The 13,458-nt window shown below is 65.5% G+C and carries 13 protein-coding genes; 8 read left to right on the top strand and 5 right to left on the bottom strand.

Annotated features, from left to right (window positions below):
* The first annotated feature begins 143 nt into the window (after positions 1-143).
* The 3 genes from N4264_RS12045 to N4264_RS12055 all read left to right on the top strand — a co-directional run bounded on the left by N4264_RS12045 (position 144) and on the right by N4264_RS12055 (position 3,328).
* Positions 144-1,406 carry a polysaccharide lyase domain-containing protein gene (locus tag N4264_RS12045; protein ID WP_261697284.1) on the top strand — a complete coding sequence of 421 codons (1,263 nt, stop codon included), beginning with the start codon at positions 144-146 and terminating at the stop codon, positions 1,404-1,406.
* Positions 1,367-2,871 (top strand): IS3 family transposase gene (locus N4264_RS12050; RefSeq protein WP_261695500.1). Its coding sequence is split into 2 segments (ribosomal slippage): positions 1,367-1,793 and positions 1,793-2,871, totalling 1,506 coding nucleotides; the frame shifts between segments, so codons are not numbered across the junction. The genes N4264_RS12045 and N4264_RS12050 overlap by 40 nt, the downstream gene beginning before the upstream one ends.
* 64 nt (positions 2,872-2,935) lie before the next feature.
* On the top strand, positions 2,936-3,328 hold the full coding sequence (locus N4264_RS12055) for a hypothetical protein (protein WP_261697285.1): 393 nt from the start codon (positions 2,936-2,938) through the stop codon (positions 3,326-3,328).
* A 66-nt stretch (positions 3,329-3,394) separates the two neighbouring features.
* On the opposite strand, the gene N4264_RS12060 is transcribed toward N4264_RS12055, so the two are convergent.
* Positions 3,395-4,636 (bottom strand): GGDEF domain-containing protein, encoded by a 1,242-nt coding sequence (locus N4264_RS12060; protein ID WP_261697286.1) that lies wholly within the window; start codon positions 4,634-4,636, stop codon positions 3,395-3,397.
* 465 nt (positions 4,637-5,101) lie between these two features.
* Between N4264_RS12060 and N4264_RS12065 the strand changes: the two genes are divergently transcribed.
* On the top strand, positions 5,102-5,728 hold the full coding sequence (locus N4264_RS12065) for a BON domain-containing protein (protein WP_261697287.1): 627 nt from the start codon (positions 5,102-5,104) through the stop codon (positions 5,726-5,728).
* 124 nt (positions 5,729-5,852) lie between these two features.
* Here N4264_RS12065 and N4264_RS12070 read toward each other — a convergent pair whose 3' ends face one another.
* The 3 genes from N4264_RS12070 to N4264_RS12080 all read right to left on the bottom strand — a co-directional run bounded on the left by N4264_RS12070 (position 5,853) and on the right by N4264_RS12080 (position 8,396).
* Complete coding sequence (locus N4264_RS12070) at positions 5,853-7,154, bottom strand: cation:proton antiporter (protein ID WP_261697288.1); 1,302 nt, start codon at positions 7,152-7,154, stop codon at positions 5,853-5,855.
* A 55-nt stretch (positions 7,155-7,209) separates the two neighbouring features.
* A complete protein-coding gene (locus N4264_RS12075; RefSeq protein ID WP_261697289.1) occupies positions 7,210-7,935 on the bottom strand; it encodes a Crp/Fnr family transcriptional regulator in 726 nt (241 codons plus the stop codon).
* Between the two features lie 185 nt (positions 7,936-8,120).
* Positions 8,121-8,396, bottom strand: coding sequence for a hypothetical protein (locus N4264_RS12080; RefSeq protein ID WP_261697290.1), 276 nt, complete (start codon positions 8,394-8,396; stop codon positions 8,121-8,123).
* A 578-nt stretch (positions 8,397-8,974) separates the two neighbouring features.
* On the opposite strand from N4264_RS12080, the gene ispG reads away from it, so the two are divergent.
* The 4 genes from ispG to N4264_RS12100 are packed head-to-tail and all read left to right on the top strand — an operon-like array spanning position 8,975 to position 12,385.
* Complete coding sequence (gene ispG, locus N4264_RS12085; protein ID WP_261697291.1) at positions 8,975-10,228, top strand: flavodoxin-dependent (E)-4-hydroxy-3-methylbut-2-enyl-diphosphate synthase; 1,254 nt, start codon at positions 8,975-8,977, stop codon at positions 10,226-10,228.
* An 11-nt stretch (positions 10,229-10,239) separates the two neighbouring features.
* A complete protein-coding gene (locus tag N4264_RS12090) occupies positions 10,240-10,623 on the top strand; it encodes a DUF4288 domain-containing protein (protein ID WP_261697292.1) in 384 nt (127 codons plus the stop codon).
* The gene (locus N4264_RS12095) at positions 10,623-11,678 is read left to right on the top strand and encodes a class I SAM-dependent methyltransferase (protein ID WP_261697293.1); all 1,056 of its coding nucleotides are present in this window, start codon (positions 10,623-10,625) and stop codon (positions 11,676-11,678) included. Before N4264_RS12090 ends, N4264_RS12095 begins: the two co-directional genes overlap by 1 nt.
* Entirely contained in the window at positions 11,675-12,385 is a 711-nt protein-coding gene (locus N4264_RS12100) for a pseudouridine synthase (RefSeq protein ID WP_261697294.1), read from the top strand. Before N4264_RS12095 ends, N4264_RS12100 begins: the two co-directional genes overlap by 4 nt.
* Positions 12,386-12,388: 3 nt before the next feature.
* Here the strand turns inward: N4264_RS12100 and N4264_RS12105 are convergent, their stop codons facing one another.
* Positions 12,389-13,321: a DMT family transporter gene (locus N4264_RS12105; protein ID WP_261697295.1), complete on the bottom strand. Its 933-nt coding sequence runs from the start codon at positions 13,319-13,321 to the stop codon at positions 12,389-12,391.
* Positions 13,322-13,458 lie beyond the last annotated feature (137 nt).

The following is a 13,458-nucleotide window of genomic DNA, read 5'->3' on the forward strand; positions in this document are numbered from 1 at the left end:
ATGCATCACGCTGCTGAAATGCGGTGTGGTCGCGTGAATCCGTCCGCGTGTCCCGGGGAACGTGTCTGCAAAGGCGACAGACGGTGCTGCCGGGAACGGCGTTCTGTGGGAGGCTGGCCGGGGGCATGGCTGGGGACGCGGGCATGGACTATTGCGAAAGGGGGCGCCGGGACGGGCGACGCCGCGGTGCGGCGGTGCGGGCATTGGCGATCCTGGGGCTGCTGTGTGGTGGCACGCCGGCCCTGGCTGCAACGCGCTATGTTTCGCCCACGGGAACCGACGCGCCATCGGGCGGTGCGCAGGCCGCCCCGTTTCGCACGATCGGTTACGGCCTGGCGCGTACGGCGTCGGGCGACACGCTGGTGGTGCTTGACGGCGTGTACGCGGACATACCGAATTTCATCAACGACGGCCGCCATTCCGTGGCCGATGGAACGCCGGGTGCGTATACCACGATTCGAGCGGCGAATCCGTTCGGTGTGCGTATCTGGAATGTGGGTGCGACGAATTACTACGACTCGCCACTGCGGATCCGTGGAAACTACGTCCACGTCGACGGGTTCGTCTTTGATCTGCGTGATACCGCGAATACGCCGCTCGTCGGGGAGCTGGCGGGCAGCTATAACAAGGTGACGCGTTCGATCTTCCGCCGCCAGGGAGCGGTAGACCAGTATGGCGGCTGGCTGCACGTGGACGGGCACCATCACCTGGTCGAGGATGTGGGCGGTGTCGGCGCGGCGCGCTACGGATTTGCCACTGGTGGACCGACGGCGGATACGCACCACATCATCTTTCGGCGCGTCGTCGGCCGATTCGACTTTTCGCCCAGCTCGCAGCCGAAGGCGACGTTCAGTGCCTATGGCAATGACAGTGGATGGGGTGTGCACCACATCCTGTACCAGAACTGCATCGCGGTGGACGGGCAGCGTGGACCGGCAACAGGCCAGGCGCATTATGGTGCCTGGTATTTCCCGAAGAACCTGGACGAAGGACAGCTCGTCGGCAGCATCGCGCTGAACAATTCGGTGGCCTATGCCGGGCTGTTCCTGCAGGAATTGCAGGGCCGCAATACGCGGATCAGCCACACCGTCTCCTGGGGCGCCACAGACGCCGCCGGTATCCGGTGGAATGGCACGGGCAGCATGTCGATCGCCACTGTCACCGTCGGTGCGAACGCGTCGGCGCTGTACAACAACAACAGCACGACACAGGCAACGCTGCGCCAGTCGCTGTTCGTTGGCAACGGACAACTGCTGCAGGGCAGTGGCGGATTCAGCGAATTTTCCGGCAGTGCCTTCGTGCCCCCCTTACGTCAGACTACTTGTCGCCCCGATAGAATCGTACCCCTGGGGCGAAGGACAAGAACGTGGCTCGATACGGAAAGGCGTTTAGGGACCGGGCGGTAGCGCGATTGCTGCCGCCGGAAAGTGCGGACGTGAATGTGGTGTCGCGCGAGATCGGCATCTCGGCGGATACATTGGAGCGGTGGCGCGCAGAGGCGCTGGCCAGTGGCCAGAAGAACGGCGGTTGGACAGCCGGAGCGCGCTTTGAGGCATTGCTGACGACGGCGGCAATGAGCGAGGAAGAGAAGAACGCGTGGTGCCGGTCGCAAGGGCTGTTTCCGAGCGAATTGGCGCAGTGGCGTGCTGCCGCGACAGGAGCCCTGGAGCGGCCGGACGCTGCACAGCAGGTGCCGTCGGAGCGGCGTCAGGTAAAGGAGCTGGAGCGCGAGCTTCGTCGCAAAGAGAAAGCGTTGGCGGAGACGGCAGCTCTGCTGGTTCTGTCAAAAAAACTCGAGGCGATCTTCCCCAAGGACGCGGACGAATGATCGCGATGGAAGATCGCCGTTGGATGGTAGAAGCCATTGATGAGGCGCACTGTAGCGGTGCCCGCCTGAGCGTGGCGTGTTCGCTGGCCGGGATCGACATTCGCACGCTGCAGCGATGGCGCCGCGACGGTGGGTTGGAGACCGGTGACCGTCGCCCGATGGCCGTGCGGCCTGTGCCGGCACATGCACTGACGTCGCAAGAGCGTGCAGCGATTCTGGAGATCGCCAACGAACCACGATTTGCCGCCTTGCCGCCGGCGCAGATCGTCCCGCGACTGGCTGATGAGGGCCGCTATGTCGCCAGCGAATCGAGTTTCCATCGCGTTTTGCGCCATAACCAGCAGACCACACACCGCGGTCGCGCGAAAGCGCCAGAACGGCGCAGAGAACCGACAACCCATATTGCCACCGCGCCCGGCCAAGTCTGGTGCTGGGACGTGACCTGGTTGCCGTCACGCGTGAAAGGCCAATGGTTCTATCTCTACCTCATCCTGGACATCTACAGCCGGCATATCGTCGGTCATGAGGTTCAGCAGGTCGAATCCGGTGAGCACGCCGCCCACCTGGCTAAACGCGTCGCGCTGGCCGAAGGCGTGCACACGGCACTGAACAAACCCGTCCTGCATGGCGACAATGGTGCCAGCCTGAAGGCGACGACAGTGCTGGCCATGCTGCAATGGCTGGGCATCGCGCCGTCGTACTCACGTCCGCGCGTGAGCAATGACAACGCGTACGCCGAGTCACTGTTCCGAACCGCCAAGTACCGCTCCGGATATCCGCCGGAAGGATTTGGCGACATCCAGGCCGCTCGTCGGTGGGCAGCTGACTTCGTCCATTGGTACAACGGCGAGCATCGGCATAGCGGCATTCGGTTCGTTACGCCAGCCCAACGTCATCGTGGCGAGGACCATGCCATCTTGCGTGCCCGTCACCACCTGTACGAATCGGCGCGAGCACAGAATCCGCGTCGATGGTCTCGCGGTGTTCGCGACTGGTCGCCCACGGGGGCCGTGACGCTCAATCCGGACAAGTTGGTCAATTGATCAAAGCAGGCGACAAGTAGCTTGACGTGTACCGCCCCAGAGCCAGGCTCAGGGCACGAGCGTCGTGGTTCCCACCGGCACCCTGAAGTATCTGCCCGATGCGGGATCGGGAACGGGACTTACGGAGGCGGGCGCGCGGATCCTGTACCGCACCGGACGATCAGGCACCGTGTGGGGTGAACCGGGCTTTGACGAGCTGACGGCCGAAAGCCTCTGGCCATGGCCACACGAAGCGGCCATCAAGGCGGTCTTCGCCGAACCGAATACGCCGCTGCCCGGAAACACGCCTGCGGCCAATGACACGGTCCGCGGCTTCACCGTCGCCACGGATGCGTTCGGTCGCCCGATGACGTTGACGCGGTACATCTGGCAATACCTGGGGCACGAGATTCCCGAGGCCATATACGGTGGCGAGCAGATCTTCAAGAACGGATTTGAGACGAGCGGCGGCGGATGACGATTTCGCGCCTGGGCCAGCCGTCAGCGCTGATTCCCTCTTGCAGATGATCATGGCGGCGCCGCGTCACTGGCTGCTCCGTTTCGCCACGGCCCTGGCACACACAATGGCGTCGTACAGGTGGTCGTAGAGCATCTGGTGGTACCGGTACACGCCATTGCTGTAGGTGATGCCCAGCTGTTCCATGACCTCGCATTCGTCGGTGCCCGGCCCCTTCACCGGCGAGACCTGCGCGTCCAATTGCGGTGGATCGTCGAGCACCGGATCCACCGTGGCAACGGCTGTTTCCGACGGATGGACCTGGTCGGTCGGCGTTGCGACCGTGTCCGCGTCGCCCGGTGGACTGTGGGGCGTGCGTGTCCGATGCGGTGCACGCGCCAGAAGAGACGGTAAAACGACTTCCACGGGCGCTCCCAGATGGCCGAAAACGGCAAATGCCTGCCCGCGCCTCTTCGCCCAGTACATGGCCGTGTCGGCGTTGGTGATCAACTGCTCGGCCGTTGCGCCGTCGCGTGGGAACATGGCAATGCCAATACTCGGCCGAACTTCCTGGCTCACTGTGCCCAGCGAGTACGGGCCGAGGATCGCGTCGAAGAGGTTTCCTGCGATCCGCAGGACTTCCCGTTCGTCGCCGGCGCCGGACAGAAGGCACAGGAATTCGTCGCCGCCGTGCCGGCAGACCGCGTCGCTGGCGCGCGTCGCGTGCGCCAGTCGGGCGCCAATGATCCTGAGCAGTTCGTCGCCGACGGAATGGCCGAGTGTGTCGTTGATGGATTTGAAGCCGTCCAGGTCGATGAACAGCAGCGCGAACGGTCGTTGCGGCGTGCCGCTGGCGTGCAGGGCGTTCTGCAACGCTTCGGCGAATGCGATCCGGTTAGGAAGTCCCGTGAGTGGATCATGCAGGGCCAGCCGTCGAACCTGGTCGACGTGCCGCTCGCTGTCGCGCAACGCGGCACGCAGCCCCTCCATCTCCGCGTGAAGCGATATCACCTTGGTGGCCAGTGTGTGCCGTATGGCGGTGTCCAGATCAAGCAGGACAGTCAACTCCACAATGCGTTGCGCGCACTCGAGCACCTGGCGGACGGCCGTGACATCGTGACGGGAAGGGTGGTGCCTCAGGCCCGTGGCGACAGAGAGCAGGGTGTCTGAACACTGCTTTATGGCCTGGCGCAGTTTCGCGTCGTTGGTGTTTCCGGATGACACGGAAGTCTCCAACGCCACGCTCGCCAGTGCGGCATCGTGGCACCGCCATGGTGTGCGGCCCGGATTGGCCGTTTCAGCGACCGACTGCTGTGGAATGTGTGCCATGGGCGTGATCCCGCTGGGCATGGGCGGTGGGCCTCCGGTGGCGTACGCCCGAACGGCGTTACATGCTCCCTGTGGCGGCGCTCTCTCAAAGCAGGTTCAGGCCGCGGTGGGTGTGTCCGTCCTCGCCCTTCGTTCGTACGCTAGCGTTAGCTTGGGAAAAGTGTAGGAAGTCGTGAATCGCTCATCTGTGCGCCATCGAACAATGGAGAAGAAGCGTTTTCCGTGCACGGTACTGGTAACGCTGCGAAGCACCTGGGCCGCGCTACGTGCGCTAGCGTACCGATCTGTGCGGCCGATACGCGCAGGCTGATCCAGCGCTTCCGGATGGAGCGTGGCAGCGCGTCCGGCAGCCTGCCGCAACACACTCGGCTATCACTGGTTTCGGCAGCGCGAGGAGGTCGTGACCGGCGGTCGAATGCGTGACGAGCGCGCGCCGGGCGTGCGGGCGAGATCCTGGAGAGGGTGATGAATCCGCTGCTGGTCTGTTTTCCCCTGGCCGTCATGCTGGCAGGGGTGTCATTTCCGCTTGCCGTGCGTACCGGCGATCATGGCGTCCCGGCCCAAGGCGCCGTCACGCCCGGGCAGTGTGGTGCCCCGGCTGACGACAGGGCGATTGCTGCCGCTATCACCTCCCGTCTGCGTTCCAGTTCGCGTGTTGAAGCCGACGAGATTTCAGTGGTCGTCCTGGGGGGCATCGCGCAATTGAGTGGCCTGGTCTGGACCGATGTGCAACGCCGTCTGGCGGAAAGCCATGCGCGCGATACCTATGGCGTTATCGGCGTCAGCAATCAGCTGGACCTGGTCGACTGGCCGCCCGTGACGCAGCTTGCCCGCACGCAATCCAGCGAACGCGCGAGCCTGCTGCGCGCGCGCCAGCAGCGCGCGGATCTGTGGATCACCGCCTCGGTAAGAACGACACTGGCGCAGTCACGCGGCGCGGGCAACTGCGCGGTGGATGTGCGTACCGACGCGGGCGTGGTCTCCCTGCGTGGGATAATGGAGACCGTCCTGGCGCGACAGGTGGCGATTGATCTGGCCGCGGGTACCTTCGGTGTGCAGCGGGTACATGCGGACGCACTGCTCGTCCGCTAGGGCCCTGCCTGCGCGTGCCACGCTTCTCCACAACGCGCAGGCCCCGGCTTTGCCCTGTGCCAGGCTGTCGCCGCAAATCGAGGCGGATGAGGTTTCAGCGGTGCCTGGCGCTGGCGGCACGCCATCACTTTCCACGCAAAGCCAGATACCGATGCATGAGCGGTTGGGCGGTCACGCCGTGCACGATGATGGATGCGGAGACCGTCCACAACGTCAGCGCAATGACCGTATCGGCGACGGGCCCGCTGAGACCGTACCGCAAAGCCAGCAGCAGGTAGAAGATCGAGCCGATCCCCCGGATGCCGAACCAGCCGATGAGAAACCGCTGGGGACGGCTGAGCCCCTCACCGCCTGTGGCCAGGAGTACCGACAGGGGGCGCAGTACGACGATGAGTAGCGGCACGAACCAGAGCGCGGCAGGCAGCGGCGTCGCGTAGGCGAGCATCGCCCCGACGACGAGTACGAGCGCCAGTTCGGCCAGTTTCTCCAGTTTTTCGTTGAATTGCTGGACGGAATCCTTGAGCGTGGCGCTGGCGTGCGCAGGATGGGTCGCCATCGTTTCGTAGGAATGGCCTTCCACTTCGTCAGCGGACGGCAGCGGTGGCGTGCCTTGCTGCGGTTGTTCCCGTACCCGCTGCAGCGCCAGGCCCGCGGCAAAGACGGAAAGAAATCCGGAAGCGAGGCTGAGCTGGGCGAGTCCATAGGCCGTGCCGACCAGGCCCAGCGCCAGAAACTCATCCAGCCCGACGGCTTCCTCGTGGCGCGTGCGCAGGTAGACCACGATGCGTCCGGTGGCCGCGCCCAATACGCCGCCGATGGTCGCGCCACCGATGGTGGCCCAGGCCAGGTCGACACCGGCCCAGCGTGCGTATCCCGGACCCATGTCATGCAGGCCCGCAATCCCGAGCCCCAGCATGACGAAGGGGAACGCCGTGCCGTCATTGAGGCCGCCTTCGCCGGCGAGGCTGAAGCCGACGCGATTGGGGCGTACGCCCGAATCCGATACCACGCCGGATGCGAGCACCGGATCCGTCGGCGCAAGAATGGCCCCCAGGCAGACTGCCGCGCCCAGGGGCAGATCCAGCAGCCAGACGCTGACGCAAGTGACCATGGCGACCGTGGCTGTCATCGAGACAAAGGCCAGGCGCAGGGGAAGCCGCCAGCGGGGGTCGCGCATCGGCACGCCCAGTTGCAGGCCGACGGCAAACAAGGAGATCAGCAGCGCGATCTCGGCCATGCGTTCGAGCACGATCGTGTGTTCCATCGGGTCGGGACGCAGGACGTCGGCGACGTCGGGTCCCAGGAGCCAGCCCAGCGCCAGATACACCATCGCGTTGCTCAGCGGCAGGCGGCCCACCAGCTTGCTCGTCAGGGCCATCGTGAGCAGCAGCAAGCCAACGACAAGGGACCATTCGGCTACGGACATCGCGTGCGGTCCGTTGCGGACAGTCGCCGCCTTGGCATCCGGGGCGCGAGGGGGATCACGCGGGGACGCGGTCCAGGTCTGGCAGCAGCCGGTCGCACTCGTCCTTGACGACCCGGTAGCACTCGCAGGCACGCGCTTCAAGCGCCGTCCGGTCGAGTACCGCGATGTGACCGCGACTGTAGCTGATGACGCCGGCCGCCTGGAGTTTGCCGGCCGCTTCGGTAACTCCCTCGCGGCGAACGCCCAGCATGTTGGCGATCAATTCCTGGGTCATCGTCAACTGGTTGGTGTCCAGTCGATCCAGGCTCAAGAGCAGCCAGCGACACAGTTGCTGGTCGATGCTGTGATGGCGATTGCACACCGCGGTCTGTGCCATCTGGGTGAGGAGCGCCTGGGTATAGCGAAGCAGCAGGTGCTGCATCGCGCCGCCGCGGCCGAACTCCTCTTTGATGTATCGGCGTTTCAACCGGTAGCCACGCCCGGCGCTCTGGACGACCGCGCGGCTGGGGGTCGTCTCGCCGCCCATGAACAGGGCGACGCCCACCATTCCCTCGTTGCCGACGATGGCAATCTCGGCAGAAGCGCCGTCTTTCATCACGTAAAGCAATGACACGATGGCCGTCGTGGGGAAATAGACATGCCGAAGGCGGGTGCCGGATTCGTACAGCACGGTGCCCAGTGGCCATTCAACGGGCTCCAGCAACGCGAATACGCGCGCCTGGTCGTTGTCCGGCAAGGCACGGAGCAGGTGGTTGTTCCGCGCGGAATCCAGTGCCGCCATGCACCACCTCGAGCGCGACCGGGAGGTAACGGCGGCGCGACGGGCCGGCCGCTTCTGCGGCACGGGCCGTCGGCGTGTCAGACAGACAGGCGCATTATCGATAAGGGCATGTTACCGGCAGGTGATGCCGTAGCCTCGACCACTATGCGGCAGCGGCCGGCTTGCCGGGTGGTCGTTCCACACGATCAACGCCGCAGCGTGCGCATCACGACGAGGCCGACGGCGGCGGCCACCGCGCCGAAGATGGCCAGCGGTCTTTGGCGGGCTTTCCGGGCCGTGGCGATGGCCATCACCTTGATGGTGTCCACCCATCGAGCGGCGAAGCCCGGCGGAGGGTCCTGCGCGCGGTCGGCAACGGCGCGGGCCAGTCGCGCGGCAGCGGCAGGGCGCGCGGACAATGCGGCGCGCTTGAGGCGAACGGCGCCATTGGCGGCCTTGGCATCGACTTCCTGGGTTCTCATGGTGCCTCTCCGTAGTGAAGGGGCGACTGCCTACCGTTGCCGTCCAGCCGCCACAGCGTTGTCGCAGCCAGGCGTGCAAGGACGGGGGCAGTGCGTCGTACTGCAGGCCAGCAACGCCGATCCAGGGGAGGAGGCCGGCGCGGCCAGCATGCAGCGTGGCGAGCACAGGGGCACCCTTGTGAGGGCGGTCGCAGTGCTCACGCAGGCAATTGTGTACACCTGCGCATTTGAACCATACGGCGGGACTGTCGTCTGCTCTGTGCGCTGACGCACGGTCAGGTGCGGCGTTCGTCTCCGATGCAGGGGTGAGGCTTCCCTGGCCGTTCTGTAAGCCGGGTTGATGCTGAGCACAGCGATGCCCAACCTACAGAAGACGCTATGCGCCTGGCGGTGCGGGGCATCGCTGCGCTCAGGGCCAACCTACAACAGCTCGGCGAGGCGAGCCGTTGTCACCAGGAAAAATGCTCATGACGTCAATGGTTTATGGAACAACCCCGCATCCCCCGAACGCCTGTCCCCCACATCGCGTTACCATACCCAGCTCAGCGCCCCGGGCGCCTCAATCCCAAGTACGTGCAATGACTTCTCCGACTGAAGCCCGCGCTGCGGCCACGGCGTCGCGCCGCCGGTGCGTGGGTGTGAATATCGCCGGTATCCAGGTGGGTGGCCCGGCGCCCATCGTCGTCCAGTCGATGACCAACACCGACACGGCAGACGTGGCGTCCACGACCCAGCAGGTGGCGCAGCTGTGGCGGGCGGGTTCCGAACTGGTGCGGATCACGGTCAATACGCCGGAGGCGGCCGCGGCAGTGCCCCGGATCCGCGAGAAGCTGGACATGATGGGCATCAGCGTGCCCCTGATCGGTGACTTCCACTACAACGGTCACCAGCTTCTGACCAAGGAGCCAGCGGCAGCGGAAGCGCTGGCCAAGTATCGTATCAATCCGGGCAATGTCGGGTTCGGAAAAAAGAAAGATCTGCAATTTTCAACGATCGTCGAGCTGGCGGTCCGGCACGGCAAGGCCGTGCGGATCGGCGCGAACTGGGGTTCGCTCGACCAGGAACTGCTCGCCCGGATGATGGATGAGAACCACGCGCGGGCCGAACCGTGGGATGCGCCGCGGGTGATGCGCGAGGCGCTGATCCGGTCGGCGCTCGATTCGGCGGAGCGGGCGGAGTCGCTGGGGCTGGCGCGCGACCGGATCGTGCTGTCGTGCAAGGTATCGGGTGTGCAGGAATTGATTGCGGTTTACCGCGATCTCGCGGCGCGGTGTGATTACGCCCTGCACCTGGGCCTGACCGAGGCGGGGATCGGCTCCAAGGGCATCGTCGCGTCGAGTGCGGCGCTGGCCGTGCTGCTGCAGGAAGGGATCGGCGACACGATCCGCATCTCTCTGACGCCCGAGCCGAACGAGCCGCGCACGCGCGAGGTGATCGTGGCGCAGGAGCTGCTCCAGACGATGGGTTTGCGGGCCTTTACGCCGCTAGTCACGGCGTGCCCGGGCTGCGGTCGTACGACGAGCACCTTCTTCCAGGAACTGGCCAAGACGGTGCAGGACCATGTCCGGGCACGCATGCCGGAATGGCGGGTGCAGTACGACGGTGTGGAGAATCTCACGCTGGCGGTGATGGGCTGCGTGGTGAATGGGCCGGGTGAATCCAAGCACGCGAACATCGGTATCTCGCTGCCGGGAACGGGCGAAGCGCCGGCGGCGCCGGTGTTTATCGATGGCGTGAAGACGATGACGCTGCGCGGTGAGGGTATCGCCGCGGAGTTCGTGCAGATCCTGGAAAACTACGTCGCCGAGAAGTACGCCAGCAAGGCCGGTTGATCGGCACGCTCATGGCGACAGGACTCGGCCGCTACGGCGCCAAACTGCTGTTCCAGTACCGCGTTGACCGTGGCGGCGAGCCGGATGTCTACCGCCTCGTGGAGGAGCGCATCGTCACGCTGGCGGCGCCGGATGCGGATCACGCCTATCGTCAGTTCAAGCGCATCGGCAGGGCCGGTGGGTTCGCCTATCACAATGACGAAGGCCACAAGGTGGTGTTCGAATTCGTCGGTGTGATGGATATGAAGGACCTGGACAGCGTGTGCGATGACAACGAATCCTGGTACGAGCTCAAGACCATGAAGCAGCCCATGGAGCGCCGGGCGTCGTTGATCCCGGCGAAGTCGCAGCTCAAGATCTTCGGCGGCAGTTGGCCGGCGAGACGGAAAAAGTGATGGAAGACGCTGCACTGCGCGCCCTTTTCGTGCCGTTCGACAACCGCGACCTGGCGGTGCCCGCCGGGCCCGTCGCCTTCCTGCGTGCCCGGGCGGGTATTGCGCTGCAGGCATTCGTGCACACGTGGCGGCAGGCGAAGCTTGTTGCGGAACAGACGTTCCGGCCGGTGGCCGACGAACTGATGGCGAACGGGATCGAGACCGTCGGCGCCGTGAATGGATCCTTTCCCCTCGTGCTGGTGCTGCCGGCGCGACAACGCGACGAGGCGCGGGCGCAACTGGCGCGTGCCCTGGCTCTGGCGCAGCCGGGCGGCACGGTGGTGGCGAGCGTGGCCAATGCCGAAGGGGCGAAGTCGATCGAAGGGGATTTCCGTCGTCTCGTCAGCGACGTGCAGGTGATCTCCAAGCACAAATGCCGCGTGATGTGGGCGAGGAACGACGCTGCCTGCGTCGACACCGCGCAACGCGATGCCTGGATCGCGCAGGACCAGCCGCAGCCGATCGCCCAGGGCCGTTTCCTGAGCCGGCCGGGCGTGTTCGCGTGGGATCGCATCGATCTCGCCTCGCAGCTCCTCGCCGAGCAATTGCCGACGGATCTGAGTGGGCAGGGTGCCGATCTGGGGGCGGGCTACGGGTTCCTGTCGGCGGAAGTCGTGCGCCAATGCCCCCGTGTGACGGGCCTGCACCTGTACGAGGCCGAGCAGCGCGCGCTGGAACTGGCGCGGGTGAATCTGCCCGGTGCGCTGGCAGCGGCAGGGCGGATGGATGTCGCGATGGACTATTTCTGGCACGACGTCGCGAAGGGATTGCCGCACCGCTACGACTTCGTGGTGATGAACCCGCCGTTCCATGTGGGGCGAATCGACGTGCCGGAACTGGGTCGTGCGTTCGTGCGGGCAGCTGCTGCGGCGTTGCGTGGCGGGGGACGGCTGCTGCTGGTCGCCAATCGTCATCTGCCCTACGAGCAGACGCTGGCGGAACAGTTTGGCGAGGTGCGCGTGCTGGCGGATGCGCAGGGTTTCAAGGTGATCAGTGCTCGGAAGGCAGCGGTATGAAATGGATCAAGTTGCTGGCCAACCTCGGCTATGGCAGCCGGCGCCAGGTGACGGCGCTATTTGACGAGGAGCGCGTGACGGATGCGGCGGGCGAGCCGCTACCACCGGAGGCGCGCGTGGACTACGCCTGCGTCAGGATCGACGGCGAGCCGCTGGATCCGCCGCCCGGTACGGTGATCCTGCTCAACAAGCCGGTCGGCTATACCTGTTCGACCAAGGATCCGGGTCGCATCGTCTACGACCTGCTGCCGAGCCGGTTCCGCGTGCGTGACCCGCTGATGTCGCCGATCGGGCGACTGGACCGGGATACCTCGGGATTGCTGCTGTTCACCGATGACGGTCAGTTCCTGCACCGGGTGATCTCGCCGAAGGCGAAGGTCACCAAGGTCTATGAGGTCGTACTGGCGCAGGACCTGCGCGGCGACGAAGCCGCGACGTTTGCCGGCGGCGAACTGATGCTCGATTCGGAAACCACGCCCTTGCTGCCAGTGCCGATGACAGTCCTGGGCCCGCGCCAGGCGCGGCTGACGCTGATGGAAGGCCGCTATCACCAGGTGCGCCGCATGTTCGCGGCGGTGGGCAATCATGTGGAACAGCTGGCGCGGCTGTCGATTGGTGGGCTCACGCTCGGTGACCTGCCGGCCGGCGAATGGCGCGTGCTGGGCGATGCGGACCGCGCGGCGATTTTCCAGCCGCCCGCAGCCTGAACCTCAGCTATTGGCCGAGCCGGCAGCGACGTCCGGATCGGTTGTCTGCCGCCGGGCCAGACGCGCCTCGCGGTGGGCGATATAGACGTTGCTGGCCACGATGACGCCGGCGCCGACGGCCGTCCAGATATCCAGCCGTTCCTCGAAGAGAAAGTAACCGGCGAAGACGACGACCGGCAGCTGCAGAAACGATAGCGGCGTGAGCGCGGAGACTTCGCCGAGCTTCAGGGCACGCGTCCAGCACAGGTGCGCCACCGTGCCGAAGCCTCCGGCCAGGATCACCCAGAGCCACGACATCGGATTGGGCCATTCCCAGTAGAGCAGGGCGGGTGGCAGCGACAGCACGACCCACAGGAAGCTGGTGATCAGCACGATCGCATCGGGGTGCTCGGTGCGCGAGAGGAATTTGATGCTGATCGCCACGGTGCCGCTCATGGCGGCCGCAAGAAGCGCGACGAGCGCGGCGGCGGAGAAACTGTCCGCACCCGGCCGCACGATGATCAGCACGCCGGCAAAGCCGATAAGCACGGCGCTCCAGCGGCGCAGGCGCACGGTTTCGCCCAGGAATACCACGGCGCCGATGGTGACGAAGAGCGGTGTGGAATAGGAAAGGGACACGGCCTGCGCCAGCGGCAGGTGCACGATCGCCCAGAAACCGGCCAGCATCGACACGATGCCGATGCAGCAGCGCATCACGTAGAACAGGAACTTGTCGGTGCGAAGGACCGTCGAGCCATGGTGCAGCAGCAGCGGCAGGGCGAAGATGGCGCCGAAAAGGCTGCGGAAGAAGGCGATCTCGAAGGCGTGCAGCTGGCGCGAAGCCAGGCGGATCGTCACTGCCATGAAACCGAAAAGGACGGCGCTGGCAACCATCAACAGCGCGGCACGGACCAACGGGGACGAGGCGGCGGGAGCCGCTTCGGCGGAAGTGTTCACGAGGCTTCCGGGGGGTGAAAGGCGAAATGATACGCCGGTCACCGGTGCCATCACAGGTCCAAAAGGGGGCGTGGTCGTGGAGCCATGCTTGTTCGGCGCGCGGGCGCTTCGCTACGCTCGGGGTTTCCCCTCTCTGT

Source organism: Tahibacter amnicola (assembly GCF_025398735.1).
Classification (GTDB): domain Bacteria; phylum Pseudomonadota; class Gammaproteobacteria; order Xanthomonadales; family Rhodanobacteraceae; genus Tahibacter; species Tahibacter amnicola.

Excerpts from the sequence above, each read along its gene's own strand:
- N4264_RS12045 (WP_261697284.1), top strand. The coding sequence starts at position 144 with ATGGACTATTGCGAAAGGGGGCGCCGGGACGGGCGACGCCGCGGTGCG.
- N4264_RS12060 (WP_261697286.1), bottom strand. The coding sequence starts at position 4,636 with ATGGCACACATTCCACAGCAGTCGGTCGCTGAAACGGCCAATCCGGGC.
- N4264_RS12065 (WP_261697287.1), top strand. The coding sequence starts at position 5,102 with ATGAATCCGCTGCTGGTCTGTTTTCCCCTGGCCGTCATGCTGGCAGGG.
- N4264_RS12070 (WP_261697288.1), bottom strand. The coding sequence starts at position 7,154 with ATGTCCGTAGCCGAATGGTCCCTTGTCGTTGGCTTGCTGCTGCTCACG.
- N4264_RS12075 (WP_261697289.1), bottom strand. The coding sequence starts at position 7,935 with ATGGCGGCACTGGATTCCGCGCGGAACAACCACCTGCTCCGTGCCTTG.
- N4264_RS12080 (WP_261697290.1), bottom strand. The coding sequence starts at position 8,396 with ATGAGAACCCAGGAAGTCGATGCCAAGGCCGCCAATGGCGCCGTTCGC.
- ispG (WP_261697291.1), top strand. The coding sequence starts at position 8,975 with ATGACTTCTCCGACTGAAGCCCGCGCTGCGGCCACGGCGTCGCGCCGC.
- N4264_RS12090 (WP_261697292.1), top strand. The coding sequence starts at position 10,240 with ATGGCGACAGGACTCGGCCGCTACGGCGCCAAACTGCTGTTCCAGTAC.
- N4264_RS12095 (WP_261697293.1), top strand. The coding sequence starts at position 10,623 with ATGGAAGACGCTGCACTGCGCGCCCTTTTCGTGCCGTTCGACAACCGC.
- N4264_RS12100 (WP_261697294.1), top strand. The coding sequence starts at position 11,675 with ATGAAATGGATCAAGTTGCTGGCCAACCTCGGCTATGGCAGCCGGCGC.